The 26,845-nt window shown below is 73.3% G+C and carries 23 protein-coding genes; 7 read left to right on the forward strand and 16 right to left on the reverse strand.

Going from position 1 to position 26,845, the window contains the following annotated elements; translation table 11 throughout:
• Positions 1–26: 26 nt before the first annotated feature.
• A complete protein-coding gene (gene msrB / locus G9H71_RS08915) occupies positions 27–458 on the reverse strand; it encodes a peptide-methionine (R)-S-oxide reductase MsrB (RefSeq protein ID WP_166280888.1) in 432 nt (143 codons plus the stop codon).
• 233 nt (positions 459–691) lie between these two features.
• Between msrB and G9H71_RS08920 the strand changes: the two genes are divergently transcribed.
• The 3 genes from G9H71_RS08920 to ligD all read left to right on the forward strand — a co-directional run bounded on the left by G9H71_RS08920 (position 692) and on the right by ligD (position 6,400).
• Positions 692–3,799 (forward strand): ExeM/NucH family extracellular endonuclease, encoded by a 3,108-nt coding sequence (locus tag G9H71_RS08920; RefSeq protein ID WP_166280889.1) that lies wholly within the window; start codon positions 692–694, stop codon positions 3,797–3,799.
• Positions 3,800–3,950: 151 nt separating this feature from the next.
• Positions 3,951–5,186 (forward strand): pyrophosphate--fructose-6-phosphate 1-phosphotransferase, encoded by a 1,236-nt coding sequence (locus G9H71_RS08925; protein ID WP_166280890.1) that lies wholly within the window; start codon positions 3,951–3,953, stop codon positions 5,184–5,186.
• Between the two features lie 122 nt (positions 5,187–5,308).
• Positions 5,309–6,400 (forward strand): non-homologous end-joining DNA ligase, encoded by a 1,092-nt coding sequence (gene ligD / locus G9H71_RS08930; protein ID WP_166280891.1) that lies wholly within the window; start codon positions 5,309–5,311, stop codon positions 6,398–6,400.
• 378 nt (positions 6,401–6,778) lie between these two features.
• Here the strand turns inward: ligD and G9H71_RS08935 are convergent, their stop codons facing one another.
• Both G9H71_RS08935 and G9H71_RS08940 read right to left on the reverse strand, forming a co-directional pair.
• Positions 6,779–7,258: a phosphoenolpyruvate carboxylase gene (locus G9H71_RS08935; RefSeq protein ID WP_166280892.1), complete on the reverse strand. Its 480-nt coding sequence runs from the start codon at positions 7,256–7,258 to the stop codon at positions 6,779–6,781.
• 24 nt (positions 7,259–7,282) lie between these two features.
• Positions 7,283–8,347 (reverse strand): ATP-dependent DNA ligase, encoded by a 1,065-nt coding sequence (locus tag G9H71_RS08940; protein ID WP_166280893.1) that lies wholly within the window; start codon positions 8,345–8,347, stop codon positions 7,283–7,285.
• Positions 8,348–8,365: 18 nt separating this feature from the next.
• Between G9H71_RS08940 and G9H71_RS25650 the strand changes: the two genes are divergently transcribed.
• Complete coding sequence (locus G9H71_RS25650) at positions 8,366–8,770, forward strand: DoxX family protein (protein ID WP_231134460.1); 405 nt, start codon at positions 8,366–8,368, stop codon at positions 8,768–8,770.
• Here G9H71_RS25650 and G9H71_RS08955 read toward each other — a convergent pair.
• Complete coding sequence (locus tag G9H71_RS08955; RefSeq protein WP_166280896.1) at positions 8,739–10,070, reverse strand: hypothetical protein; 1,332 nt, start codon at positions 10,068–10,070, stop codon at positions 8,739–8,741. The genes G9H71_RS25650 and G9H71_RS08955 overlap by 32 nt on opposite strands.
• A 31-nt stretch (positions 10,071–10,101) precedes the next feature.
• Complete coding sequence (locus G9H71_RS08960; RefSeq protein WP_166280897.1) at positions 10,102–10,860, reverse strand: pyrimidine reductase family protein; 759 nt, start codon at positions 10,858–10,860, stop codon at positions 10,102–10,104.
• A 71-nt stretch (positions 10,861–10,931) separates the two neighbouring features.
• On the opposite strand from G9H71_RS08960, the gene zapE reads away from it, so the two are divergent.
• Positions 10,932–11,972 carry a cell division protein ZapE gene (gene zapE, locus G9H71_RS08965; protein ID WP_331272857.1) on the forward strand — a complete coding sequence of 347 codons (1,041 nt, stop codon included), beginning with the start codon at positions 10,932–10,934 and terminating at the stop codon, positions 11,970–11,972.
• A gap of 8 nt (positions 11,973–11,980) precedes the next feature.
• On the opposite strand, the gene G9H71_RS08970 is transcribed toward zapE, so the two are convergent.
• Entirely contained in the window at positions 11,981–12,265 is a 285-nt protein-coding gene (locus G9H71_RS08970; protein WP_166280899.1) for a YciI-like protein, read from the reverse strand.
• Between the two features lie 12 nt (positions 12,266–12,277).
• Positions 12,278–12,538 carry a GlsB/YeaQ/YmgE family stress response membrane protein gene (locus tag G9H71_RS08975; RefSeq protein ID WP_166280901.1) on the reverse strand — a complete coding sequence of 87 codons (261 nt, stop codon included), beginning with the start codon at positions 12,536–12,538 and terminating at the stop codon, positions 12,278–12,280.
• Positions 12,539–12,570: 32 nt separating this feature from the next.
• Here G9H71_RS08975 and G9H71_RS08980 point away from each other — a divergent pair, with 32 nt between their 5' ends.
• Entirely contained in the window at positions 12,571–13,269 is a 699-nt protein-coding gene (locus tag G9H71_RS08980) for a class I SAM-dependent methyltransferase (RefSeq protein ID WP_331272858.1), read from the forward strand.
• Here G9H71_RS08980 and treZ read toward each other — a convergent pair.
• A complete protein-coding gene (gene treZ / locus G9H71_RS08985; RefSeq protein ID WP_331272859.1) occupies positions 13,209–14,948 on the reverse strand; it encodes a malto-oligosyltrehalose trehalohydrolase in 1,740 nt (579 codons plus the stop codon). The two genes, G9H71_RS08980 and treZ, sit on opposite strands and share 61 nt — an antisense overlap.
• A 78-nt stretch (positions 14,949–15,026) precedes the next feature.
• Between treZ and G9H71_RS08990 the strand changes: the two genes are divergently transcribed.
• A complete protein-coding gene (locus G9H71_RS08990) occupies positions 15,027–15,893 on the forward strand; it encodes a PPK2 family polyphosphate kinase (RefSeq protein ID WP_166280907.1) in 867 nt (288 codons plus the stop codon).
• 70 nt (positions 15,894–15,963) lie between these two features.
• On the opposite strand, the gene G9H71_RS08995 is transcribed toward G9H71_RS08990, so the two are convergent.
• The 8 genes from G9H71_RS08995 to G9H71_RS09030 form a co-directional block, all read right to left on the reverse strand.
• Positions 15,964–16,692, reverse strand: coding sequence for a calcium-binding protein (locus tag G9H71_RS08995; protein WP_166280909.1), 729 nt, complete (start codon positions 16,690–16,692; stop codon positions 15,964–15,966).
• 192 nt (positions 16,693–16,884) lie between these two features.
• Positions 16,885–17,574, reverse strand: a complete 690-nt coding sequence (locus tag G9H71_RS09000; protein WP_166280911.1) for a calcium-binding protein — start codon at positions 17,572–17,574, stop codon at positions 16,885–16,887.
• Between the two features lie 107 nt (positions 17,575–17,681).
• Complete coding sequence (gene treY, locus G9H71_RS09005) at positions 17,682–20,135, reverse strand: malto-oligosyltrehalose synthase (RefSeq protein WP_166280913.1); 2,454 nt, start codon at positions 20,133–20,135, stop codon at positions 17,682–17,684.
• Positions 20,135–22,240 (reverse strand): glycogen debranching protein GlgX, encoded by a 2,106-nt coding sequence (gene glgX, locus G9H71_RS09010; protein WP_166280915.1) that lies wholly within the window; start codon positions 22,238–22,240, stop codon positions 20,135–20,137. Before glgX ends, treY begins: the two co-directional genes overlap by 1 nt.
• Before the next feature lie 162 nt (positions 22,241–22,402).
• On the reverse strand, positions 22,403–23,620 hold the full coding sequence (gene cobA / locus G9H71_RS09015) for a uroporphyrinogen-III C-methyltransferase (RefSeq protein WP_407939691.1): 1,218 nt from the start codon (positions 23,618–23,620) through the stop codon (positions 22,403–22,405).
• Positions 23,621–23,679: 59 nt separating this feature from the next.
• Positions 23,680–24,576: an ABC transporter permease gene (locus G9H71_RS09020; protein ID WP_166280917.1), complete on the reverse strand. Its 897-nt coding sequence runs from the start codon at positions 24,574–24,576 to the stop codon at positions 23,680–23,682.
• Positions 24,563–25,399, reverse strand: a complete 837-nt coding sequence (locus G9H71_RS09025; RefSeq protein WP_166280919.1) for an ABC transporter ATP-binding protein — start codon at positions 25,397–25,399, stop codon at positions 24,563–24,565. The genes G9H71_RS09020 and G9H71_RS09025 overlap by 14 nt, the downstream gene beginning before the upstream one ends.
• Positions 25,400–25,459: 60 nt before the next feature.
• Complete coding sequence (locus G9H71_RS09030; RefSeq protein WP_166280921.1) at positions 25,460–26,578, reverse strand: ABC transporter substrate-binding protein; 1,119 nt, start codon at positions 26,576–26,578, stop codon at positions 25,460–25,462.
• Between the last annotated feature and the right edge of the window lie 267 nt (positions 26,579–26,845).

The raw sequence follows: 26,845 nt of genomic DNA on the forward strand, positions 1-26,845 counted from the left end.
GCGTCTGCGGCAGCAGGCGGTGCGCCTCAGCCCGCAGTGGGCTCGAGCTTTATCGACACCGAGTTGATGCAGTAGCGCAGGTCCGTGGGCGTGGGGTAGCCCTCGCCCTCGAACACGTGGCCCAGGTGGGAGCCGCAGTTGGCGCAGCGCACCTCGACCCGCACCATCCCGAGCGAGCGGTCCTCAATCAGCTCGACCGCGTCGCTGTCCTTCGGGTCGAAGAACGACGGCCAGCCGCAGTGCGACTCGAACTTGGTCTCGGAGCGGAACAGCTCCGCGCCGCACGCCCGGCACGCGTAGACGCCCTCGGCCTTCGTGTCGACGTACTCGCCCGTGAAGGGGCGCTCGGTGCCGGCCTGCCGCAGGACGTGGAACTCCTGCGGCGAGAGCTGGGCACGCCATTCGTCCTCGGTCTTCTGGACCGGATAGGTCTTCTCGTTCTGCACTCCGGATGCCATACCCCGACGGTACGTCCCCTGCCCCGCCCCGGTCCCGTGCCGCCCGCTCCCGTGCTCCAGGGGGCCAGCCGTCGTCCACAGGCCTCCCGCCCGGCGGACCGGATCCACAGCTTTCGGTCACGGTTCACCGCAACGCCACGACGAGGACATACTTCGGGAGCCCTCACCCGGTTGGGTGCACGCCGACCGCACGGCGCCGCCCTCCGGCGTCACGAGCCGAGAAGGACCGTTCCATGCCCTTATGTCGCACGGCCGGCGCGCTCGCGTTGTCCGCCCTGGTGCTCGCGCTCCCCGCGACGCCGGCCCTCGCCGACCAGACTCCGGCGACCCTGCCCTTCGCCCAGAACTGGTCCGACCCGGGCCTCATCGTCACCGCCAACGACTGGGGCGGCGTCCCGAGCATCGTCGGCTACCGCGGCGACGGCCTCGCGGCGACCAACCGCGACCCGCGCACCGTCGTGGCCGACGGCTCGTCGACCCCGCTCAACGTCTTCGCCCAGTCCACGGCGGCGAACACCGGCGGCGGGGTCCACGAGGTGACCGCCGCGCAGACCATCGCGCTGCAGGGCAGCGGCACGGCCCAGGCCCCGCACATCGTGGTCCGCCTCGACACCCGAGGCCAGACCGAGGTCAACGTCGCCTACACGCTGCGCGACCTCGACGCCGACGACGCCGGCGCCCAGCAGGTCGCGCTGCAGTACCGCGTCGGGGGCAGCGGCAACTACGTCGACGTCCCGGCCGGCTACGTCGCCGACGCCTCGCAGCCGCCCGCGGCCGACGGCACCCCGTGGAGCCAGCGCGTGAGCGCCGCGCTGCCCCCCGCCGCGGCCGGCCAGGCCGTCGTCGACGTCCGCATCCTGACGACCGACACGACGGGCAGCGACAGCATGACCGGGGTCGACGACATCTCGATCACGGGCGCGGGCGGGCAGGGCCCGGCCTCGCCGGTCGCGGCCTGCCCGTCGTCGCTGGCGACCGTCGTCGGCACGGCCGCGTCCGCCCCGGTGAGCGCGGCGGACGCGGACAGCGGAGTGGCTGCCGTCACGATCACGTCGGCGCCCGTCGCCGGCATCGGGCTCACGGCCGTCACGCCCAGCCCCGCGGTCGGCCAGCCGGCGACGGCGACGCTGTCGGTCGGGGCGGCGACCGCGGTGGGCGCCTACCCCGTGACCCTCGCCTTCTCGACCGCGGACTCGCCCGCGCAGACGGTGTCGTGCACGGTCCAGGTCCGCGTGCTGCCGCTGTCGCTCGTCTCCCAGGTCCAGGGCGGCGGGGCCGAGTCCCCTGTCGTGGGCAGCGCGGTCGCGGTCGAGGGCGTCGTGACGTCGCTCCTCACCGCCTCCGACGTGCTCACCGGGTTCTTCCTGCAGGAGGAGGCCGCCGACGTCGACTCCGACCCGACGACGTCCGAGGGCGTCTACGTCTTCTGCGGCGCGGCCTGCCCGGCCTCGCTCACGCCCGGCAGCCGGGTCCTCGCCATCGGCACCGCTGCCGAGTACTTCGGCATGACCCAGGTCGACGTGCGCAGCGGCTCGGCCCGCGTCACCGGCACCGCCACGGTCCCGGCCCCCGTCGACGTGGCCCTCCCGGCGCCGGTGGCGACGACGGACCGCTCGGCCTACGAGAGCGTCGAGGGCATGGTCGTGCGCTTCCCGGCGAAGCTGACGGTCACGGAGTACTTCGAGCTCGCCCGCTACGGCCAGCTCGAGCTCACCGCCGGCAGCCGGCCCTTCCAGTTCACCCACGTCTCGGCGCCGAGCGCGGCGGGCAACGCCGCCTACCTCGCCGAGCAGGCCAAGAGCCGGATCATCCTCGACGACGACAACGACGACCAGAACGACGCCGTCTCGGGGCCGCAGTCGAACGAGCCGTTCCCCTACCCGTCCGGCGGCCTCTCCGTCATCAACCGCTTCCGCGGCGGCGACACGATCAGCGGTCTCACCGGCGTCCTGCACTACTCGTTCAACGGGACGTCCGGCACCGACGCCTGGCGGGTGCGGCCCCTGGCGACCGCGACCTACGCCTTCACCGCGCAGAACCCGCGGACCGCGTCTCCGAGCGTCGGCGGCCGGCTCAAGGTCGCCAGCTTCAACGTCCTCAACTACTTCACCACCATCGACACGACGCCGTCGGACAACACCGGTCCGTGCGGCCCGCTGGGCAACCAGGACTGCCGCGGAGCCGACTCGGAGGTGGAGCGGCAGCGCCAGCTGACCAAGATCGTCGAGGCGATCAGCGGCATCAACCCCGACGTCGCCGGTCTGATCGAGATCCAGAACGACAGCGGCCAGGCGCTGGCCGACGTGGTCGCCGCGCTCAACGCCAAGGTCGGCGCCGGCACCTACGCCGGCCTGGACACCGGTGTCATCGGCGGGGACGCGATCAAGGTCGCGATGATCTACAAGCCGGGCGTGGTCGACCTCGCCGGCGGCTACAAGGTGCTGACCTCGGCCGTGGACCCGCGCTTCCTCGACAACCGCAACCGGCCGACGCTCGTCCAGACCTTCCGCGAGCGGTCGACGGGCGAGAAGTTCACCCTCGCGGTCAACCACTTCAAGTCCAAGGGCTCGGCCTGCACCGGCGACCCCGACCTCGGCGACGGCCAGGGGAACTGCCCGGTCACCCGGCGCGACGCCGCCCGGGCGCTGGCCGACTTCCTGGCGACCGACCCGACCGGCAGCGGCGACCCCGACGTCCTCGTCGTCGGCGACCTCAACGCCTACCGGATGGAGTGGCCGCTCCAGGAGCTCGAGGCGCGCGGCTACGTCGACCTCGCCGAGCGCTTCGTCGGTGACGAGGCCTACAGCTACGTCTTCGACGGCCAGCTCGGCTACCTCGACCACGCGCTCGCCAACCGCTCCCTCAACTCCCAGGTGACGGGGGCGGCCGAGTGGCACATCAACGCCGACGAGCCCCCGCTGTTCGACTACAACGACGAGGTCGCCGACGCCGGCGAGGCCGCGTTCGAGCGCGAGTCCGACGCCCGCCCGCTGTACGCCGCCGACCCCGCCCGGGCCAGCGACCACGACCCGGTGGTCGTCGGCCTCGACCTCGCTCCGGCCCTCCTCGACGCGCCCGCGCTGACCGTCCGCGCCGGGCAGACGTTCAGCGCAGCGCTCGGCCGGCTGCCGTTCGCGGTGCCGAGCACGGCCGGCCTCTCGGCGACCGTCGAGTGGGGCGACGGGACCACGTCGGCGGGCACACTGGCCGGCCCGCTGTCCTCGCTCGGCGTCTTCGCCAGCCACCGGTTCGCCGCGGCCGGCAGCTACCCGGTGGTCGTGCGCGTCGTGCGCGGCGGGACGACCGTGGCCTCGGTCAGCACCACGGTGACCGTGAGCTGACCTCGACCCTGCGCGGCGTGACGCGTCCCGGCGGGCCCCTTCCGCCGGGACGCGTCGTGTGCGCGGCTCCACTCGTCCGCGTGCACGGGGCGCAGGGCCGCTCCCACTACGCTTGACCTGCCACGTTTCGCATCTGCCGGAGGCTTCTTCGATGACCGTACGTCGTGTTGCGCTGCTCACCGCCGGGGGCCTCGCGCCCTGCCTGTCCTCTGCCGTCGGGGGCCTGATCGAGCGCTACACGGAGATCGCGCCCGAGGTCGAGATCCTGCTCTACCCGGACGGCTACGCCGGTCTCCTCGAGGGCCGCGGCACGCTCGTGACTGCTGAGGGCCGGGCCCAGGCCGGCCGGCTGCACGCCTTCGGCGGCAGCCCGATCGGCAACAGCCGCGTCAAGCTCACCAACGTCAAGAACCTCGTCGAGCGCGGGCTGGTCAAGGAGGGCGACGACCCGCTCAAGGTCGCGGCTGACCAGCTCGTCAAGGACGGCGTCGACGTGCTGCACACCATCGGCGGCGACGACACCAACACCACCGCGGCGGACCTCGCGGCGTACCTCAAGACCAACGACTACGACCTGACGGTCGTCGGGCTGCCCAAGACGATCGACAACGACGTCATCCCGATCCGGCAGAGCCTCGGCGCGTGGACCGCCGCCGAGCAGGGCGCGCTCTTCGCCCGCAACATCCTCAACGAGACGACCTCGAACCCGCGGATGCTCATCGTCCACGAGGTCATGGGGCGCCACTGCGGCTGGCTGACCGCCGCGACCGCCAAGGCCTACCACGACCAGGTCCGGCTCGACGACCTCGCCGGCAAGTTCGCGCCGGCCCTCGGGCTGGACCCGCGCCGCTTCGACGTGCACGGCGTCTACCTGCCCGAGCTCGAGTTCGACATCGACGCCGAGGCCGAGCGCCTGAGCAAGCTCGTCGACGAGCTGGGCGGGGTCAACCTCTTCGTCAGCGAGGGCGCGGGCGTCTCCACCATCGTCGCCGAGCTCGAAGCGAGCGGCGCCGAGGTCCAGCGCGACCCGTTCGGCCACGTGATGATCGACAAGATCAACCCGGGCGCGTGGTTCGCCAAGCAGATGGCCGGCAAGATCGGCGCCGAGAAGACGATGGTCCAGAAGAGCGGCTACTTCAGCCGGTCGGCCGCGGCGAACCCGCAGGACCTGCGCCTCATCAAGAGCTGCACCGACCTCGCCGTCGACGCCGCGCTGCGCCACGAGGGCGGCGTGATCGGCCACGACGAGGAGCGCGGCGACGTGCTGCGCCCCATCGAGTTCGAGCGCATCAAGGGTGGCAAGGCGTTCGACACGACCGTGCCGTGGTTCGTCGAGCTCATGGAGTCGATCGGCCAGCCGATCGGCGCCGTCGCCGCGTCGCACTGACCTGCGTCGCACTGACCTACCTGGACGCAGAACGGCGCACGTCCCTGCCGGGGCGTGCGCCGTTCTGCGCCCACGCGGGGTGGCGGGTGGCACCTGTCGGTGCCCGGCCCTAGGTTGACCGCATGCCGTCGCCGTTCACCGAGGTCGAGGTGGGGGACCGGGTCGTCAAGGTGACGAACCCGGACCGCGTCTACTTCAGCCAGCGCGGGGAGACCAAGCTCGACCTGGTCAACTACTACCTCGCCGTGGGCGACGGCATCGTGCGCGCGCTGCGCGAGCGCCCCTGCATGCTCAAGCGCCACCCCGAGGGCGCGGACGGCGAGGCGGTCTACCAGAAGCGCGTGCCCGTGCAGCACCCCGACTGGCTGCAGACGGTCCGGGTGAAGTTCCCCAGCGGCCGCCACGCCGACGAGCTGTGCGTCACGCACCTGGCCGACGTCATCTGGTGCGTGCAGATGTCCACGATCGAGTTCCACCCCTGGCACTCGCGCCGCGCGGACACCGAGCGCCCCGACGAGCTGCGCATCGACCTCGACCCGCAGCCCGGCACCGGGTTCGAGGAGGCGCGGCGGGTCGCGCTCGACGTGATCCGGCCGATCCTGGACGAGCTGGGCTGGGTCGGCTGGCCGAAGACGAGCGGCAACCGCGGGATGCACATCTACGTCCGGATCCGCCCCGAGTGGGGCTTCACCGACGTGCGCCGCGCTGCCCTCGCGCTCGCCCGCGAGGTCGAGCGGCGGGCGCCGGAGCTCGTCACCACCAAGTGGTGGAAGGAGGAGCGCGGGGAGCAGGTGTTTGTGGACTACAACCAGAACGCCCGCGACCGGACGATCCGCTCGGCCTACTCGGTGCGGGCGACGGGGGAGGGGCGGGTCTCGACCCCGGTGACGTGGGGCGAGCTCGAGCACCTGGACCCGCACGACTTCACGATCGCCACCGTGCCGGCCCGGTTCGCCGAGCTCGGGGACGTGCATGCGGGCATCGACGAGGTGGCGGTCGGGATCGAGCCGCTGCTCGAGTGGGCCGATCGCGACGCGGCACAGCACGGGCTGGGCGACGCGCCGTACCCGCCGAACTATCCCAAGATGCCCGGCGAGCCGATGCGCGTGCAGCCGTCGCGGGCGCGGGCACGTCGGGACACGCAGGACGAGGGCGTCGAGGACGCCGCAGCCGGGGTGCAGGCCGGCGACGCGGCCGAAACTCCCGCGAGCTGAGCGATAGCTCACACCGGTAGCATTTGCTATGCGGAATGCCCTCCGCCTGTCGATCGTTGCAGCAAACGACAAGAGATGGCTCGCTGGGCCGCACGGGTGAACCCCCGACGGCTCCTGTCCGAGGCCCGCACCAGGGCCGGGCGGGCGGGAGACACTGCGCAGGCGGGTCGATGCCATGAGGGGGAACGGATGGAGGACGCAGTGCGTGACGCAGTGCTGGATCTGACGACGTCTGAGGAGCCGACCACGAGCGGCGTGGCGAACCCGAAGCGAGTCCGGCTGTAGCTGCGGCGCCGCGAGCGGCCGAGACGTGACGAGGGGCGGGGCACCGGCAGGTGCCCCGCCCCTCGCGCTGTCTGCGGAAGCTGCAGCGGAAGGTCAGCTCACGACCCGGTCGGTGCCGGCGATGACGTGCAGGACGGGCCGCCCGCTGGCCTCGCGCAGCCGGCTCGCCCAGTCACGGCGGACGGCCTCCTCGACGTAGTGCGGCTCCGTCACGACGATGACCTCGTCAGCGCCCAGGTCGCTCGCCGCGACGGCCGCCTCGTCCACCGGGTCGTCCCCGGTGAGCGCCCCGGCGGCCTCGACCCCGGCGGCCTGCAGCGCCGCGACCGAGGCCTCGAGCGCCTGCTGCGCGGTGGCCCGCGCCTCGTCCGGCGCCGGGGCGCCCGGCTCGCGGACGGCCTCGGCCAACCGGCCGAGCGCCACGTCGTCCAGCGCCTCGACCAGCCGGTTGCGCCGGGTGTCGACCGGCACGAGCACGTGCGCGCGGACGGGCTCGGGGTCGTGCAGGTGCGCCACCCGCTCGACGTCGTGGGGGGTCAGGGCGTCCTCGGTCAGCACCAGGATCGTGTACACGTCCCGCACGCTAGCGCCCGCCGGTCACGCGCCGGAGAGCACCTCGGCCAGGTCGTACCTCGCCGGCACCTCGAGCTGGGCGTAGGTGCAGCTCTCCGGCTCCCGGTCCGGCCGCCAGCGGCGGAAATGCGCGGTGTGCCGGAACCGCGTCCCCTCCATCGCGTCGTAGCGCACCTCGCACACCAGCTCCGGGCGCAGCGCGACCCACGACAGGTCCTTGCCGGCGTTCCAGCGGGACTGGGCGCCGGGCATCCGGTCGGCCTCGTGCGCGGAGGCCTGCGCCCAGGCGCCCCAGGGATGGGCGGCCAGGTCGTCGGTGCGATAGGGCGCCAGCTCCTCCACGAGCTCGGCCCGCCGCTTCATCGGGAACGACGCGGCCACGCCGACGTGCTGCAGCGCGCCGTCGGCGTAGAGGCCGAGCAGCAGCGAGCCCACGACGCCGCCGGACTTGTGCCACCGGAACCCGGCGACCACGCAGTCGGCCGTGCGCTCGTGCTTGATCTTGAGCATCGCGCGGACGTCCTGCTGGTACGTCAGCGTCTCCGCCTTGGCGACCACCCCGTCCAGCCCGGCCCCCTCGAACTCGCCGAACCACCGGTGCGCGGTGGCGACGTCGCGGGTGACCGCGGTGACGTGGACTGGTGCCGAGACGCCGGCGAGCGCCTCCTCGAGCCGCGCGCGCCGCTCGGCCAGCGGCCGCTGGGTCAGGTCCTCGTCGCCGAGGGCGAGCAGGTCGAACGCGACGAACGAGGCCGGCGTCTCCGCAGCCAGCCGGTTGATCCGGGAGGCGGCCGGGTGGATGCGCTGCAGCAGCGCCTCGAAGTCCAGCCGCGGCCCGTTCGGGACGATGATCTCGCCGTCGACCACGCACCGCTCGGGCAGGTGCTGCTTGACCGCCTCGACCACCTCGGGGAAGTAGCGGGTCAGCGGCCGCTCGTTGCGTGATCCCAGCTCGACCTCGTCGCCGTCACGGAAGACGACGCAGCGGAAGCCGTCCCACTTCGGCTCATACAGGAATCCCCCTTCGGGGATCTCCTTGACGGCCTTCGCGAGCATGGGCGAGACGGGGGGCATGACCGGAAGGTCCATGCGTGCATCCTGGCACTCATGAGCTCGACGGATGTGCGCAGGCGGGCGCTCGCGGGGCTGCTGCTCGGTGCCGGGACGACGCACTTCGCGTTCCCGCGCGTCTACGAGGCGGTCGTCCCGCCGGCTCTCGGCAGCAGGCGCGCCTGGGTGTGGGGGAGCGGGTCAGCCGAGCTCGCCGTCGGCACGGCGCTCCTCGCGCGGCGTCCCGCTCACCGGCGCGCAGCCGCGCTCGCCGCGGCGGGCCTGTTCGTCGCGGTCTATCCCGCCAACCTCTGGATGACGTACGCCGCGGTGCGCGACCGCCGTTCGCGGGCGTACGTCGTCGCGACCCTCGTCCGGCTGCCGATGCAGGTGCCGCTGGTGCTGGCGGCGCTGTCGGTGGCGCGGGACGTCAGCCGAGCCGCCCCTTCTCCAGGACGGTGACGGCCACCGGCGGGAACCAGGACAGCCGGCGGATGAAGGGCGTGACGCGGCCCGACGTCGGCGACAGCGCATAGACCGCGGTGCGGGTCGCCCCGCCCGGGCGCGGGACCAGGCCGGTCATGAGGAGCGCGTTCCCGCGCCGGCCCAGCACCGGGTTGAGGAAGCCGGTGGGCGCCGGCAGCTGCCGGGCCCGCACCACGCGCGCCGCGCGCCCGTCGACCGGCGAGCGGACGAGCACCGTGCGCGCGGTGCGGTAGTCCTCCCTGTCCTGGGCGAGGAGCCAGACCTCCCGGCCGTCGGAGGAGAAGACCGGCCCGCCGCGCTGCTGCCCTCCCGGGCGCGCGAGCGGCGTGGCCCGCCCGCTCGCGACGTCGACCAGCACCGACCGCCGCGCGACGAGCGTCGGCTCGTTCCCGGCGTAGTCGTAGTCGTCCACGGCCGCCGCGACCCGGCGCGAGTCCGGGCTCCAGGCGAAGGACCCGTAGCGGTCTGCCAGCAGGGTGCGGACGGCGCCCGAGCGCAGATCCAGCACCGCCAGGTCGGTCCGGTTCCAGCGCGGCCCGGGAGCCGCCCGCCCGAGGGCGAACGCCAGCCGGTGGCCGTCGGGGGAGAACTGCAGGTCGGTGGCGGTCGCCCCGCTGGCGACGGGATAGCTGCGCGTCCTCCCCGACGCGACGGCGAGGACCGTGATCCGGGCCGCGCCGCGCGACGCTGTGCCGAAGCCGACGTGGCGCCCGTCCGGGGCGAGGACCAGAGGAGCTCCGAGCCCGCTGCTGGGGAAGGTCTCGCGCCGGGTGAGGGACGACGGGAGCCGGAGCCACTCGCGGCCGCCGTCGGCGTCGAGCGCGACGCGGTCGTAGTAGCCGTCCAGGACCCGCACCGGGCGCCGCGGACCGGCGGGCGGTGCGGAGATCCGCTCGCCGGTGAGGGGGTCCTCTACCACCGAGCGGCTCCAGTCGAGGACCTCCCGCACGGTGAACACCCGCTGCACGGCTGCGTCCGCGAGCCGGCGCAGGCCCGCTGAGTCCTGGGGCACGGCGGGCACCGATCGCGGGACGATCCCATAGCCAGCGGTCGCCGCGGCGCGGCCGGCCGGCGCATCGGCCAGGAGCGGCACGGTCGTCGGGTCCGCCGGCGCCGGTGGCACGGTCCGCGGCAGCAGCCCGGGGCCCGGGGCGACGGCGGCCACGACGGGAGGCACCGCGCCGGCTCCGGGCGCCGCGTACGCGGGCGGAAGGGCTGCAAGCGTCGCGGCGAGCGGCAGCAGGGCGAGGACTCGCAGCGGGCGCGCAGGTGCCATGACGTTCCCCCGTCGGTCGTCGAGCAGGCGATCACCCTGCCACGGGCGACGCCTCCCCGGCAGCCGATCGGTAGCGCAGGAACAGCTCGCCGTCCTCCTCGAGCAGGGACGCAAGCGAGAGGCGCGCCGGCGGCTCGAGCCCCGGGCCGACGAGCAGGCGGCCCGCGCCGCCCCCGCGCAGCTGCGGCGACACGGTGAGGCAGAGCTCGTCCAGCAGGCCGGCGGCCGCCACGTCGCGCAGCAGCGACGGCCCACCCTCGCAGAGGACGGAGGCGAAGCCGCGCCGCCGGAGCGCGTTCACCGCGGCCGGTACGTCCACGGTCTGCTCGCCCACGACGTCCACGTCGGCGACCCGGCGGGCGGCGGCGATGCGGTCGGCGCCTGCTGCCGCGCAGGTCAGCACGACCGTGCGCGCGGGGCCGGCGAACAGGGCCGACGTGAGGTCGAGGTCGAGCGCGCGGGTGACCACCGCGATCGCGGCGGTGGGCGGGCGGCCGGCGGCCACCCTGCGCTCGGGGTAGGTCTCGTGCGGCTGAACGGCGGCGTACCCCTCGGCGCGGGCCGTCCCGGCGCCGACCAGCACCACGTCGGCGAGCGCGCGCAGGACCCGGAAGACGCGCTTGTCGGCGGGGCCCGACAGGCCGCCGGACCGGCCGTCGGTGCTGGCAGCCCCGTCGAGAGAGGCGACCATGTTGGCGCGCAGCCAGGGGCCGTCAGGGCAGGCGTAGGCCGCGAAGAGCGCGTCGATGTCGAGGCCCTCGACGGCCGGGACCGGGAGCAGGCGCCGCACGCCGGGATCCTCGCACGGGGGCGCGCGCCCGGCGGCACGCGGAGCTGGGGCCGGACATAGAGTTCGGGCCCGTGACCGCCGCTGCGCCCGACGCCGTGCCTGCCGCGCAGCCGTCCCGGCTGGTCGACCGGGAGCCACGCGTGCCCGCCGACCGGCTCGTGGCCGAGCTGGTCCCGCCGCCGCACTTCGACGGCGTGCGCTTCGAGACGTACGTCCCGGACCCCGCCCAGCCGTCGCAGTCCGCGGCCGTCGCCGCGCTGCGGTCGTTCGGCGCCACGCTCGCGGCCCCGCCCCCGCGCCGCGGGCTCTTCCGCCGCTCCGCGCCGCCGGAGGGGAGGCCCGGGGTCTACCTCGACGGCGGCTTCGGGGTCGGCAAGACCCACCTGCTGGCCTCGCTCTGGCACGCGTCGCCGGGGCCGAAGGCGTTCGGCACCTTCGTCGAGGTGACCAACCTCGTGGGCGCCCTGGGCTTCGGCGCCACCGTCGAGGCGCTCGGCGGGCACAAGCTGCTCTGCATCGACGAGTTCGAGCTCGACGACCCCGGCGACACCGTGCTGGTGTCGACGCTGCTCGGGCGCCTCGTCGACTCGGGCGTGCGCCTCGCCGCGACGAGCAACACCCTGCCCGGGGCGTTGGGCGAAGGCCGCTTCGCCGCACAGGACTTCCTGCGTGAGATCCAGGGCCTCTCGGCGCGCTTCGACGTGGTGCGCGTCGACGGGGAGGACTACCGCCACCGCGGGCTTCCCGCCGCTCCCGAGCCCGGCGACGACGAGGACGTGGCCCGGCGTGCGGCGACGACGCCGGGGGCGACGCTGGACCGCTTCGACGAGCTGCTCGCTCATCTCGGGCGGGTTCATCCGAGCCGCTACGGCGCCATGCTGGACGGCGTGGCCGCCGTGCACCTGCTCGGCGTGCAGCCGGTGTCGGACCAGAGCGCCGCCCTGCGGCTGGTCGCGCTGGTGGACCGGATGTACGACCGCGACGTCCGCGTGGTCACGAGCGGAGTCCCGCTCGACCGGCTCTTCCCCGACGAGCTGCTGCGCGGCGGCTACCGCAAGAAGTACCTGCGCGCGGTCAGCCGCATCGTCGCGCTCTCCCGCGTCGCCGGCTGACCCGGCGCCTACTGCGGAAGAGCGCTTCCCACGACTGTCGTCCAGGGGCGGATCGACCACTCGAGGACGAGCCCCTCGCGGACGTACGGGTCCTGCTCCACGAACGCCTCGACGACTGCCCGGTCCTCGACGTCCCACACGAGCAGCGCCCGGTCCGCCGGCTCGGACAGCGCCCCGCCGAGCACCAGCTCGCCGCGGTCAGCGGCGGCGCGGGCGAGGCCGAGGTGCTCGTCGCGGAGCGGCGCGCGGCGCTCGACGTAGTCCACGACGAGGGCGTACTCCAGAAGCAGCATTCGTGAACTCTACTACCAGCGGTTGCGACGGGAGCGCTCGAGCGCGCTCACCAGCGAGACGAGGACGGCGGCGACGACAACCTGGATCGCGAACGTGGCGATGCCGCCGGCGTCGATCGAGTTGCCGATCGAGAGCCCGGCGACCGCGCCGACGATGCCGATGAGGATGGTGAAGAGGCAGCCGATGGGGTTGCCACCGGGGGCGATGAGCCGGCCGAGCAGCCCGATGAGGATGCCCGACCCGAGCGCGCCGAGCAGGCTCGAGGTGTCCACGATTCCAGCGTATGCGGCGGCAGGATGGGTGGGTGAGCCGTCTCGCGTGGGACCACAACGAGTACTACCACCGGCTGCTGCTGCGCCAGCTGCCCGCCCGGCCGCAGCGCGTTCTGGACGTCGGCTGCGGCGCGGGCCTCCTCGCGGGCAAGCTGGCCGCCCGCGCCGACCGCGTGGACGCCGTCGACCGGGATGCAGGCATGGTGGCGGCGGCCGCCCGGGCCGTGCCCGCCAACGTGTCCTGCCGCTGCGCGGACTTCCTGCTCGACGACGTGCCGATCGGGGCGTACGACGCTGTGGTGTCGGTGAGCGCCCTGCACCACATGCCGCTCGAGCCGGCGCTGTCCCGCATGGCGGAGGCCCTGCGCCCCGGCGGCGTGCTGGCGGCCGTGGCGCTGCCCAGGGTCGACCTGCCGCGCGAGCTGCCCGTCGAGCTCGCCGCCGCGGTGGCCCAGCGCGGGCTCGCCGTGACGTTCGGCATCGGCCGCGCGGTGCACGGTGGTGGCTGCCACGCCCATGAGCCCGACTCCGACGCCATGCCGATGGTCGACCCGGTCCTGACCACCGACGAGGTGCGCCGGCAGGCGCAGGCCGTCCTGCCGGGAGCGCAGGTGCGCAGGCTGCTGTTCTGGCGCTACCTGCTGCGCTGGCGCAAGCCGCTCGGCGACGGTCAGGCCAGCTCCACGACCGCGACCGAGTCGGCCGGCACCTCCAGCACCTCGCCGTCGTAGGAGACGCCGCCGCTCTCCAGCAGCACCTGCACCTGCTGGTCCTCCGAAAGCACGACGGACGCTGCCTCCTCGGCGAGGTTGACCACGACCCGGATCGGCCCGCGGTGCACGACCAGCAGGCCGCCCTCGTCGTCGAGCTCGACCGCGACCTCGTCCAGCCTCGGGTCGGTGAGCTCCGGGCGGGAGCGGCGCAGCGCGATGAGGGCGGAGTACCACGCCAGCAGGCCCCGCTCGTCGCGCTGGCGCTCGTCCCAGTCGAGCACGGAGCGGTCGCGCGTCGCGGCGTCCTGCGGGTCGGGCACGTCCTCCTCGGCCCAGCCGTGGGACGCGAACTCGCGGCGCCGGCCCTGGCGTACGGCCTCGGCGAGCTCGGGCTCCTGGTGGTCCGTGAAGTACTGCCACGGCGTGGCGGCGGCGTACTCCTCGCCCATGAACAGCATCGGGGTGAACGGCCCGGTCAGCACCAGCGCCGCTGCGATCTTGAGCCGCCCGTCGGTGAGCGTGGCCGCGAGCCGGTCGCCGGTGGCGCGGTTGCCGACCTGGTCGTGGGTCTGGGTGTACGCGACGAAGCGGTACGCCGGGATCCGTGGGTCGACGGGGGCCCCGTGCGTGCGGCCGCGGAAGGAGGACCAGGTGCCGGCGTGGAAGAACGCACCGGTGAACGTGGCGGCCAACGCCTCCGTCGGGTCCTCGGCGAAGTCGGCGTAGTAGCCCTGCGACTCGCCGGTGAGCAGCCCGTGCAGCGCGTGGTGCACGTCGTCGTCCCACTGCGCGGTCAGGCCGTAGCCGTTCGCCTCGCGGGCGGTCACGAACGACGCGTCGTTGCGGTCGCTCTCGGCGATGAGCGAGAGCGGGCGGCGCAGCGCCGTCGAGAGCCGGTCCACCTCGTCGGCCAGCTCGGCCAGGACGTGGGTCGCGCGCTCGTCGACCAGCGCGTGCACGGCGTCCAGGCGCAGCCCGTCCACGTGGAAGTCGCGCAGCCACGTCGTGGCGTTGTCGATGAGAAAGCGCCGGACCTCGTCGGACCCCTCGTCGTCGAGGTTGACCGCGTCGCCCCACGGGGTCGAGTGGCGGCCGGTGAAGTACGGCCCGAAGCGGCTGAGGTAGTTGCCGCTCGGCCCGAGGTGGTTGTAGACGACGTCCAGCACCACGCCCAGCCCGCGCGCGTGCGCCGCGTCGACGAAGCGCTTGAAGCCGTCGGGCCCGCCGTAGGGCTCGTGGGCCGCGTAGAGGTGGACGCCGTCGTACCCCCAGCCGTGCCGCCCGGGGAACGACGCGATCGGCATGACCTCGACGAGGTCGATCCCGAGCTCGGCCAGCTCGTCGAGACGCCCGATCGCGGCGTCGAACGTGCCCTCGGCCGTGAAGGTCCCGACGTGCAGCTCGTAGACCACCGACCCCGCGAGCTGCCGGCCCGTCCACCCGGTGTCGGTCCAGCCGAAGCGGTCGTGCTCGTAGACCCGGCTGGGGCCGTGCACGCCCTCGGGCTGCCAGAGCGAGCGCGGGTCGGGCGTCGGCCCCTCGCCGTCGACGACGTAGCCGTAGTCGGTCCCGTGCCCGGCGTCCGGCACCTCGAGCGTCCACCACCCGCCCTCGCCGGAGGTCATCGGGCTGCGCTGCCCGGACAGGTCGAGCTCGACGTCGTTGGCCTTGGGCGCCCATACGCGGAAGGTCGTCACGGCGCACTCTCTGCCCCGCGGCGGCCCCGGCCACTCCACCAGGTTTGAGAGCCGGGGGAGCCCCGACATGATCCCGTCATGGCGAAGCACAAGAAGGCGCCGGCGCCGAGTGTCAGCGAGCTGCTCCGGCTGGTCCCGGCCGAGCCCGTCGATCTCGCAGGCATCGATCCCCGCGGCACGCCGGGCGTCACCGGGGGCAAGGGGGCGGCCGGAGACGCCCAGCAGGAGCTGGCGGTGCAGCTGGCCGACCTGCAGGAGCGGCTGTACGCCTCCGGGCGCACCGGTGGGCAGCGCCGGGTCCTGCTGGTCCTGCAGGGCATGGACACCTCCGGCAAGGGCGGCACGGTCCGCCACGTGCTCGGCCAGGTCGACCCGCAGGGCGTCACCGTCGCGGCGTTCGGGCGGCCCACGGAGGAGGAGCTGCACCACGACTTCCTCTGGCGCGTCGAGCGCCGCCTCCCGCCGGCTGGGTCGATCGGCGTGTTCGACCGCTCGCACTACGAGGACGTCGTCGTGACCCGCGTGCGCGGCCTCGTGCCGCGCAGCACGTGGAGCCCGCGCTTCGGCATCATCAATCGCTGGGAGGAGCGGCTGGTCGACGAGGGCTGCACCGTGCTCAAGGTCTTCCTGCACATCAGCCGCGAGGAGTCCCGGCGCCGGCTGCTGGCCCGGCTCGACGACCCGCGCAAGCACTGGAAGTTCTCCGGCGACGACATCGACGACTGGGGCCGCTGGGACGCCTACACGGACGCCTACGAGGAGGCGCTGCGCCGTTGCGGCACCGAGCGGTCGCCCTGGTACGTCGTGCCGGCCGACCGCAAGTGGTACCGCAACTGGGCGGTCACCGCGCTGCTCGTCGAGCACCTCACGGCGCTCGGCCTCGAGTGGCCCGCCGGGACGTTCGACGTCGCCGCCGAGCGGGCGCGGCTGCTCACGGCACCCTGACCGCAGGCGAGCCCGCCTTCCGGGGCAGGAAGGCGGGCTCGCGGTCTTTCCGGCGGGAGAGAGCGCTCGCTCAGAGCCACTTCTGGCAGCTGCTGAGCGTGTCGCCGGCGTCCTTGCGGCAGGAGTTGGTGCCGGTGGAGCCGTCGCCGAAGTCGCCGCCGACGCCGTCCCTGGTCCTCAGCACGTCGTCGTCCGCGCCGCCCCAGACGTAGTCGTAGACCCCGTTGTCGCCGCTGGCCGCGTCCAGGACGTCGTCGCCGGCGCCGCCGTCGGAGTAGTCCGAGTCGCCCTGGCCGTAGATCACGTCGTCGCCGCCGTCGCCGGAGAGCGTGTCGGCGCCGTTCGAGCCCGCGATGTAGTCCTCGTCGGCGCCGCCGGAGACTACGTCCTTGCCGCCGCCCCCGATGATCGTGTCGATCCCGGAGCCGCCGTAGATCTCGTTGAGGCCCTCGGCGAAGGTCGGGGTGTCGTCGTCGCCGTAGACGCGGTCGTTGCCCGCGCCGGCACAGATCGTGTCGTTGCCGGTGTAGCCGTAGATCCAGTCGTTGCCGCCGTAGGCCACGATGACGTCGTCGTTGGGCGTGCCGTGCAGCGCGTCGTTGCCGCTGGTGCCGACGATCGTGGCGACCTTGCCGTCGCAGATCGGCAGCTGCATCACGTCGCCGGGGCCCGGGAAGGGCGTCTCCGACTGCCCGGGCGGCGGCACCGTGGCGTGCGCGGCCTGCGGGGCGACCACCGAGAGGCCGGCGCAGAGGGCGGTGGCGGCGAGCGTCGTCCAGCGGACGGAGTTGGCGAACATCATTGTCTCCTCAGGAATTGTCCGTGGGGCACCGTGCCCCGTCGCTGATTAGGAATGCTAGGGCCGCCATCTGATGCGAACTGTCAGCGGAATGACGCGCCGAATGTCATGGCGCTGACATTCCACTCCTCGGGTGGAAGCGGAAAACCCCCCGGCCAACAGGCCGGAGGGCTTTCTGCGCCACGTCACCGCTCAGATCAGGACGTTGCAGCCCGCGACCGCGTCACCGCCGTCCTTCGCGCACTTGTCCGAGCCGGTCCCGGCACTGCCGGTGTCGTTGCCGACCCCGTCGTCGGTCCAGAGGGTGTCGTCCTCGGTGCCGCCGTAGACGAGGTCCATCGAGCCGTCGTCGTGGAGCACGGCGTCGAGCCCGTCCTTGCCGGCGCCGCCGTCGGTGTAGTCGATCCCCGCACCGCCGATGAGGTGGTCGTTGCCGTCGCCCCCGACGAGCGTGTCCCCGCCGTCGTTGCCGCTGACGAAGTCGACTCCCGCCCCTGCGTCGACGGCGTCGGAGCCGCGGCTGCCGAAGACGGTGTCGTTGCCGTCGCCACCGAAGACGGTGTTGAGGCTGTCGTAGTTCTGCGGGTACGGGACGTCCGCGTAGACGAGGTCGTTCCCCGCGCCCGCGCAGATCGTGTCACCGCCGCTGAGGCCGTCGATCCGGTCGTTGCCGCCGAGCGCCACGATGACGTCGTGGCCGGCCGTGCCCACGATGACGTCGGCCGCACTCGTGCCGACGATCGTCGCCGGTTTGTTGTCGCACACCATGATGCCGAAGTCGGGAGGCCCGACGATGCCGGCCGAGGCCGATTGCGGAGCGGCGAGCACGAGCAGGCCGGTGACACCGACACCCGCGACGACTGCCTGGAGAGATACGCGCATGAGCAGTTCCTCCTGTCTCCTGTGGCGGCGGTTTGCCGCCCACAGGAGACAGGAGGGACTGTGAAAGGATTAGATTCCGGACTGTCAGCGCAATGACGCAGCGTTTGTCATCCGGCTGACACTTCGCGGGCGAGCAGCACGACCGGCAGCGTCGAGAGCAGCCCGCCGAGGCGCACGCTTCCGCCGGCGAACGACGCTCCCGTCAGGCGGTCGACCCACCGGCCCGCGGGCAGTTCGACCGTCTCCTCGGCCCAGCCGCCGGCCCGCTCGAGGCCCGCCCCCAGCCGGGTGGTGACGACCGCGACCGAGCCGCCGCGTACGAACCCCAGGGCGTGGGGGGAGGACGACGTCAGCGGCTCGTAGGAACCGGAGGCCCCGAACGCCTCGGGCCGCTCGCTCCGCAGGCGCAGCGCCTGCGACACGACCAGCAGCTTCTCCGCGTCCAGGCCGTCGGGCTCCATGCCCCCGTCGAGCGCGGACAGCAGGTCCTTGCGCCGGTCGTAGTCGACCGGGCGGCGGTTGTCCGGGTCGACGAGCGAGAGGTCGACGATCTCGGTGCCCTGGTAGACGTCCGGGACGCCCGGCATCGTCAGCTGCAGGAGCTTCTGCCCCAGCACGTTGACCCGGAAGTACGGCGCCAGCCGCTCGACGAACGCCTCGACCGATTGGGTGATCGAGGGATCAGCAATCACTGCTTCGGCGAACTTCTTGACGTCCGTGTCGTAGCGCTCGTCCGGCTCGGTCCACGTCGTGTGCACCTTGGCCTCGCGCGTGGCCTTCTCGAGGTACGCCGTGAGCCGGTCGGCGGTGAGCGGCCAAGCTCCGACGACGATCTGCCAGAGGAGGTACTCCGTCGCGGCGTCGGGCCAGCCGACGTCCGACCGGTGCTTCGCGGCGAGCGCACGCCACTCGGTGACCGCGCCGGCCCACGCCTCCGGCAGCTCGCTGAGGACCGCGAGCCGCGCGCGCACGTCCTCCGATCGCTTGGTGTCGTGCGTCGACAGCGTCGTCATGGCGTACGGCCAGTCGCTCTGCTGCCCGGCGCACCACTCGTGCCACTCCTGCGGCCCGACGCCGAAGCGCGCCGGGTCGCCGCCCACCTCGTTGAGCGAGACCAGCGGGTGCCAGCGGTAGAACGCGGTGTCCTCGACGCCCTTGGCCATGACCGGGCCGCAGGTCTGCTGGAAGCGGGTGACGAACTCGTCGAGCCGCCGCCCACGGCCGAGCCGGCCGAGCACCAGGTCACGCACGAGGTCGAGCGTGGCGTGCCGCTCCTCGGGCAGCTGCTCGCGGGCGGCGGCGGCCGCGTCCTCGACCACGCGGACGCTGTCCGGGTGCGGCTCCTCGCCGGGCACGACGTAGGCCCGGTAGACCGGGAACGCGACGAGCAGCTCCACGATCGCCTCGCGCAGCCCGCGCCGCGTGTGGTCGCGCAGGTGCACGTCGTCCGCGCAGACCGCGGCCGCGACCTCGACGAGCCGGGCGACCTCGGCGTAGAGCCCGTGCTCGACGACCCACCGCTTGGCCTCGGCGACGACCTCGTCGAAGTCCTCGGGCAGCGCGGTCAGCTGGGTGTGCAGCGTCCGCAGCGGGTCGGCCCCGTCCGGGTCGACGAAGACCCCGCCGGCCCGGAGCAGGGCGTCGTAGCCCGTGGTGCCGGCCGTCGGCCAGTCGGCCGGCAGCGACTCGTGCCCCTCGGTGATCTTCTCGACCACGACCCACGCGCCGTCCGACGCGCGCTCGAGCCGGCGCAGGTAGTCGCGCGGGTCCGCGAGGCCGTCCGGGTGGTCGATGCGCAGGCCGTCGATGCCGCCCTCGCGCAGCAGCGACACGAGCACCGCGTGCGTCTCGGCGAAGACCTCCTCCTTCTCCACGCGCAGGCCCGCGAGCGTGTCGATGTCGAAGAAGCGCCGGTAGTTGAGCTCCTCGTCCGCGACCCGCCAGTAGGCCAGGCGGTACCACTGCCGGTCCACGAGCCGGTCCAGCGGCAGGTCCTCCGTGCCCTGCCGGACCGGGAAGACGTGGTCGAAGTAGCGCAGCACGGGCTCCCCGCCCGGCCCGCCCTCGCGGTCGAGCGTGATCTCGCCGTCGTCGAGCGCCTCGCCGATGCGCTTGCCGAGCACCGGCATCAGGACGGCGTGCGACTCCACCGACCAGTCGACGTCGAACCACGCGGCGTAGGGCGAGCGCGGGCCGTCGCGCAGCACCGACCAGAGCGCGCCGTTGAGCGTCTCCGGCGTCGGGACGGCCATGTGGTTGGGGACCACGTCGACGACGGCGCCGAGCCCGGCCCCGCCGAGCGCCTCACGCAGCCGCGAGAAGCCCTCGGCGCCGCCCAGCTCCTCGTTGAGCCGGCTGTGGTCCACCACGTCGTAGCCGTGCTGGGAGCCCGGGGCGGCCTGCAGGATCGGGGAGAGGTACGCGTGGGAGACCCCGAGCGAGGCGAGGTAGCCCGCCTGCTCGGCGAGGTCGGTGAAGCCCCACGACGGGTTCAGCTGCAGCCGATAGGTCGACGACGGGACGGGCTTGCCCGACGAGGGCAGGTGGCGCGGCTCGCTCATCAGTGCGCTCGTCGCAGGATGAGCAGGGACCGGGCCTCGACCTCGATCTCGCCGCCGGCCTTGACCGGCGGGCGGTCCTCGACGAGCGGGGCGGCGGTGTCGCACTCGATGTCCCAGGCCGAGCCGTAGTCGCCGTCCGGGATCGTGAACGTGACGTCCTCGTGGCCGGCGTTGAACAGCAGCAGGAAGGAGTCGTCGACGACCTTCGCGCCGCGGGTGTCCGGCTCGCTGATGGCGTCGCCGTTGAGGAAGACCGCGACCTCCTTGGCCGAGGCCTCGCCCCAGTCCTCCCCGGTCATGTGCGAGCCGTCGGGGCGGAACCACGCGATGTCGTCGACGCCCTCGCCGGAGAGCGGGCGGCCCTGGAAGAACCGCCGGCGGCGGAAGACCGGGTGCTCCTTGCGCAGCCGCACGAGCCGCTGGGTGAACTCGAGCAGCGACCACTCCGACCGCGACTCGTCCCAGTTGACCCAGGAGATCTCGTTGTCCTGGCAGTAGGCGTTGTTGTTGCCGCCCTGGCTGCGGCTCATCTCGTCGCCGTGCAGGACCATCGGCACGCCCTGGCTCAGCAGCAGCGTCGCGAGGAAGTTGCGCTTCTGCTGCTCGCGCAGCGCGATGATGTCGACGTCGTCCGTCGGGCCCTCGGCACCGGAGTTCCACGAGCGGTTGTGGCTCTCGCCGTCGGCCCCGCCCTCGCCGTTCGCGTCGTTGTGCTTCTCGTTGTACGACACCAGGTCGTGCAGGGTGAACCCGTCGTGCGCGGTGACGAAGTTGATCGACGCGAAGGGCCGCCGGCTGTCGTTGTGGTAGAGGTCGCTGGACCCGGTGAGCCGGGACGCGAACTCGCCGAGCGTCGAGGGCTCACCGCGCCAGAAGTCGCGCACGGTGTCGCGGTACTTGCCGTTCCACTCGGTCCACAGCGGCGGGAAGTTGCCGACCTGGTAGCCGCCCTCGCCGACGTCCCACGGCTCGGCGATCAGCTTGACCTGGCTCACCACCGGGTCCTGCTGAACGAGGTCGAAGAACGCGGACAGCCGGTCCACCTCGTGGAACTGGCGGGCGAGCGACGCCGCCAGGTCGAAGCGGAAGCCGTCGACGTGCATCTCGGTGACCCAGTAGCGCAGCGAGTCCATGATCAGCTGCAGCACGTGGGGGTGGCGCATCAGCAACGTGTTGCCGGTGCCGGTGGTGTCGTAGTAGTGCTTCGGGTCGCCGTCGACCAGCCGGTAGTAGGCGGTGTTGTCGATCCCGCGGAACGACAGCGTCGGGCCCATGTGGTTGCCCTCCGCGGTGTGGTTGTAGACCACGTCGAGGATGACCTCGATGTCGGCCGCGTGCAGGGCGCGCACCATCGACTTGAACTCGAGCACCTGCTCCCCGCGCTGCCCGCTCGAGGAGTACTCGTTGTGCGGGGCGAAGAAGCCGATCGTGTTGTAGCCCCAGTAGTTCGACAGGCCACGCTCCATGAGGTGGTGGTCCTGGACGAACTGGTGCACCGGCATGAGCTCGACCGCCGTGACGCCCAGCGCCTTGAGATGGTCGATCATCACCGGGTGGGCCAGCCCCGCGTACGACCCGCGGATCTCCTCGGGGATGTCCGGGTGCTGGATCGTCAGGCCCTTGACGTGGGCCTCGTAGATCACGGTCTCGTGGTAGCCGTGCCGCGGGTGGCGGTCGTCCTGCCAGTCGAAGTAGGGGTTGATGACGATCGACTTCATCGCGTGCGGCGCGCTGTCGACGTCGTTGACGGCGTCCGGGTCGTCGAACTTGTAGTCGAAGAGCGCCTCGTCCCAGTCGATGCCGCCCTCGATCGCCTTGGCGTAGGGGTCGAGGAGAAGCTTCGCGGGGTTGAAGCGCTGCCCGGCGTCGGGGTTGTGCGGCCCGTGGACGCGGTAGCCGTAGCGCTGCCCGGGGCGGACCCGGGGCAGGTAGCCGTGCCACACGAACGCGTCGACCTCGGGCAGGTCGATGCGCGTCTCGTTGCCGTCCCGGTCGAACAGGCAGAGCTCGACCCGGTCGGCGCCCTCGGTGAAGAGTGCGAAGTTCGTGCCCGCTCCGTCGAACGTTGCTCCGAGCGGGTACGCGCTTCCCGGCCAGACCTCCATGCTCTCCCTCTCTCGTTGCACTTTCACATCACGTGCCCAGCTTGAACACACTGCCGACCCGGGGTACGCGAAGGCACACCGGGGGCTCCGGCGCTCTCACCCTCCCCCGGGGAGGCGAGCCCCATGCCTGTCGGCCTTCTCACGCGGTCGGCGGGCGATCGGTCAGCCCGTCGCGACGCGGCCGACGACGATCACCGCGGGCGCGCGGACCCCTTGCTCCTCGGCCAGCCGGGCGATGTCGGCGAGCGTGCCCCGAGTGACCCGCTGCTGCGCGGTGTAGGCCGACTCGACGATCCCGACCGGGAGGGCGGGGTCGGCGCCGGCCGCCTGCAGCCCCTTGGCCGCGTCCGCGAGGTGGGTGACGCCCATGAGCAGCACGAGGGTCGAGCCGCGCTCGAGCAGGCGCGCGTACGCCTCGAGGGTGTCGGGCTCGACCACGTCGTGGCCGGTCGCCACGGTGAACGAGCGGGCCACGCCGCGGGACGTGACGGGCATGCCGGCCACGGACGGGGCGGCGATCGCGCTGGTCACGCCAGGCACGACCTCCACGGGCACGCCCGCGGCGCGGCAGGCGGCGACCTCCTCGGGGCCACGGCCGAAGACGTAGGGGTCCCCGCCCTTGAGCCGGACGACACGACGGCCGGCCAGCGCGTGCTCCACGAGCAGCCGCTCGATCTCGCGCTGGGGCACGGGGTGGTGCCCGGGCTGCTTGCCCACGTCCACGACGACGACGTCCTCGTCGAGCTCGTCGAGCAGGGCGGTCGGCCCGAGCCGGTCGGTGACGACGACGTCGGCCTCGGCGAGCAGCCGGCGGCCGCGGGTCGTGAGCAGACCGGGGTCGCCCGGCCCGCCGCCGACCAGCGCCACGGTGCCGACGCCAGTGGCGGGCGGGCGGTGCCGGCGCAACGGCAGCTCGCCGCTGTCCAGCGCGCGCGCGACCGCGTTGCGCAGGGCGCGGGCGCGCAGTGGGTCGCGCCCGGCCGACACGGCGACCAGCACGTCGTCGCGGCGGGTGGCCGCGGGCGTCCAGGCGGCCGAAGCGGCGGCGTCGTCGGCGCGCACGCACCACACCCGGGCCGCTTCCGCATCGGCGGCGACCGCGGCGTCGACGGCCGGCAGCCCGGTGGCGGTGTGGACGAGCCAGACCCCGTCGAGGTCGTCGGGCTCGTAGCCACGGCGCTCCCAGCGCAGCGCGCCGGAGTCGGCGAGCGTGCGCAGGTCCCCGATCGCGTCCGGCGCCACGACGGTCACGTCCGCGCCTGCGTCGAGCAGGCCGCGGGCACGCCGCAGCCCGACCGGGCCGGCGCCGACCACGAGGGCACGGCGCCCGGCGAGGCCGAGCAGCAGCGGGTATCCGGATGCGGTGTCGATGCCGGAGATTGTCGCAGGCCCCGCCGCCCGCGCAGGCCGCTGCGGGGGAGCAGGCGGCCGGCAGTGCGTCAGCCGCGTTCGAGGAGCAGCCCGCGCCGCTTGAGGACGCGGCGCTCGAGCGGGGTGAAGAAGGCCAGCTCGATGACGATGCCGACGAGCAGGATGAAGAAGACGCCGGAGAAGACCCACGGCATGTCGCCGAGCGTGCGCGCGTCGTCGAGGTAGCCGCCGAGGCCGCGCCGGATGTCGTTGCTCTTCACGATCAGCTCGGCGGCCATCAGCGAGCGCCAGGAGAACGCCCAGCCCTGCTTGAGGCCCGCGATGTAGCCCGGCAGCGCGGCGGGCAGGACCACGTGCCAGACGGCGCGGAAGCCGCGCGCGCCGAGGACGTGGCCGACCCGCAGCAGCAGCGGCGGCACCTGATCGACGCCGGAGAGCAGCCCGTTCGCGATGGACGGGACGGCGCCGAGCAGGATGACGGCGAGCATCGCCTTCTCGGTCAGCCCGAACCAGATGATGGCGACCGGCACCCACGCGACGGACGGCAGCACCTGCAGGCCGGACAGGAGCGGGCCGAACCCGGCCCGCAGGAACTTCACCTGCGCGACGACGACCCCGATCGCCGTGCCGACCAGCACGGACAGGGCGAAGCCGACGGCTCCGCGCTGCAGGCTCCCGCGGAAGGAGTCCACCACCGCACCGTCGGCCCACTGGTCTGCTATGGCGTGCCCGACGTCCATCGGCCCGGGGAACTTGTTGACCGGCGGGTCGAGGACCACGATCGCGAGGTTCCACAGCACGTAGAGCCCGACGAGGACGACGAGCGGGGGCAGCGCGGCCTGCAGCCAGCGGCGCCACAACGGCCGCTCGGAGCCGGTCTCGAGCGCGAGCGCGTCCAGGCCGGCCTCGAGCTGGCCGTCGTCGACCGAGCGGGCGTCGTGCTTGACGGGGTCACTGACGGACATCGATGGAGCCCTTCTGCTCGGCAGCGGCCTCGGCGGTGGCGTGCCGGCGGATCTCGGTGCTGAGCCGCTCGGTGATCTCGCCGGCCAGGGCCGACACGTCGGGTGCCTCGATGCGCCGCGGCTGGGCGATGTCGACCTGCCACTCGCGGATCACCCGGCCCGGCCGGGACGAGAGCAGGACGACACGCTGCCCCAGGCGCACGGCCTCGCGCACATTGTGCGTGACGAAGACGATCGCGACGCCGGTCTCCTCCCAGATCCGGATCAGCTCGCCGTGGAGCGCGTCCCGGGTGATGGCGTCGAGCGCGGAGAACGGCTCGTCCATGAGCAGCACGGGCCGCTTCTGCGCGAGGGCACGCGCCAGCGCGACGCGCTGGCGCATGCCCCCGGACAGCTCGTGCGGCCGCTTGTCGTACGCACCGTCGAGACGCACGAGCGAGAGGAGCCGCTCGGCCTCGGTGCGCCGGTCGGACCGGGAGACCCCGCGCAGCCGCAGGGCGAGCTCGACGTTGCGTCCTGCCGTCAGCCACGGGAACAGCCCGCCCTCCTGCGGCATGAGGGCGGCGCCGTCGCCGGCCACCGCCACCTCGCCGGCCGTCGGCCTGTCCAGGCCGGCGATCAGCGAGAGCAGGGTGGACTTCCCGCACCCCGAGGCGCCGAGCAGGGCGACGAACTCGCCCGGTGCCACGTCGAGCGACACCCGGTCCAGTGCGAACACGGCCCCTTCGCCGCGGCCGAAGGCCTTGCGCACGCCGCGCACGGAGACGACGGGCGTCGTGCCGGCCGGGCCCGCAGGCGTGCCGACCGCGTCGATCAGGGTCATCGTGCTACCTCTCAGTCCTTGGGACGTGGTCCTCAGCGAGCCGCCGGCCGGCCTGTGGGCTCAGACGCCGAGCCCGGCGTCGTCGACCGCCGGCTTGCCCTGCTCCTCGAGCACCTGGTTGAGCAGCGACAGGTCGTAGATCCCGTTCAGGTCGGGCTCGTCGAGCAGCCCGGCCTCCACGGCGTTGTCCGCGGCCTGCTTGAGCGAGGACGCCACGGGGTCGTCGGTCACCTCGATGTTGGAGAACGCGCTGTCCAGGATCGGCTGAGCCAGCCCCTTGCCTGTCTCCTTCTCGATCTGGGCGTTGAGGTCGGCCTTGGCCTCGTCGGGGTTCGCGGCGATCCAGGCGTTGGTCTCGACCTGCCCCTCGAGCAGCGCCTTGACCGTCCCGGGGTAGTCCGCGAGGAACTTCTGCGACACGACCAGGTGGGTCGTCACGAAGCGGCCCTGCGGCCAGAGCGTCTTCTCGTCGACGAGGACCTTGGCCCCGGCCTCCTGGACCAGGCGCGAGGACCACGGCTCCGGCAGCCAGGCACCGTCGATGTTGCCGTCCTGGAACTGCTGCAGCGTGGTGGCGTTCTCGGTGTTGACGATAGAGACGTCGCCCTTGCCGGTCACGGGGACCTTGAGGCCGTTCTCGGCCAGCCAGGCGCGCAGCGCGACGTCCTGGGTGCCGCCGAGCTGCGGTGTCGCGAGCTTCTTGCCCTTCAGGTCCGCGGCCGAGTCGATCCCGGGCTTGACCACGAGCGCGGCGCCGCCGGAGGTCGCGCCCCCGACGATGCGCAGCAGCGTCCCGTTGCTCTTGACGTAGCCGTTGATGGCGGGGTTGGGGCCGAGGTACGCGGCGTCGAGCGAGCCGCCCGTGATCGCCTCGACGGCGGCGGGCCCGGCGTTGAAGATCGACGTCGTGATCTTGGTGTCGCCGAGAGCCTTCGCGTAGAACCCCTCGGCGATGCCGACCAGCGGCGTCGCGTGGGTGACGTTGGCGAAGTACCCCAGGCGCAGCTCCGACGCGGTCGGCGCGTCGGTGGCGGCGGCCACGGAGGCGGCCGGCGCCGCGGCGGGGCCGCCGCTGTTGTCGTCGGCGCTCGCGCACGCGCCGAGCGCGGCGAGGAGCGGGAGGGCGAGCAGCGGTGCGACGGAGCGCCGCCAGCGGCCGGGGCGGGACGTTCGGGTCACGGTCGGAGTCCTTCGTGGGAAGCGGCAGGGCGGAGCGTGCACGGATGCGGCGCGGTACGCCCGGAAGCCCTCGAGCGCGGGGGGCGGTCGGGGCCCGGACGGGTGGCGCCTAGCGACATCGCTCCTGGGCCCGCGGCGCAAGGAGGAAGCCGGAGGAGCGGTCGGACGGCTCCCGGACTACGCGGATCTGCACCGACTCCTCCTCACGGTCTGATCGCGCCTACAAGTTTGGTAGGCAATTTAGCCGGGCAAAGCCGGTCCTCGCGA

Source organism: Motilibacter deserti, from assembly GCF_011250635.1.
Lineage (GTDB): Bacteria > Actinomycetota > Actinomycetes > Motilibacterales > Motilibacteraceae > Motilibacter_A > Motilibacter_A deserti.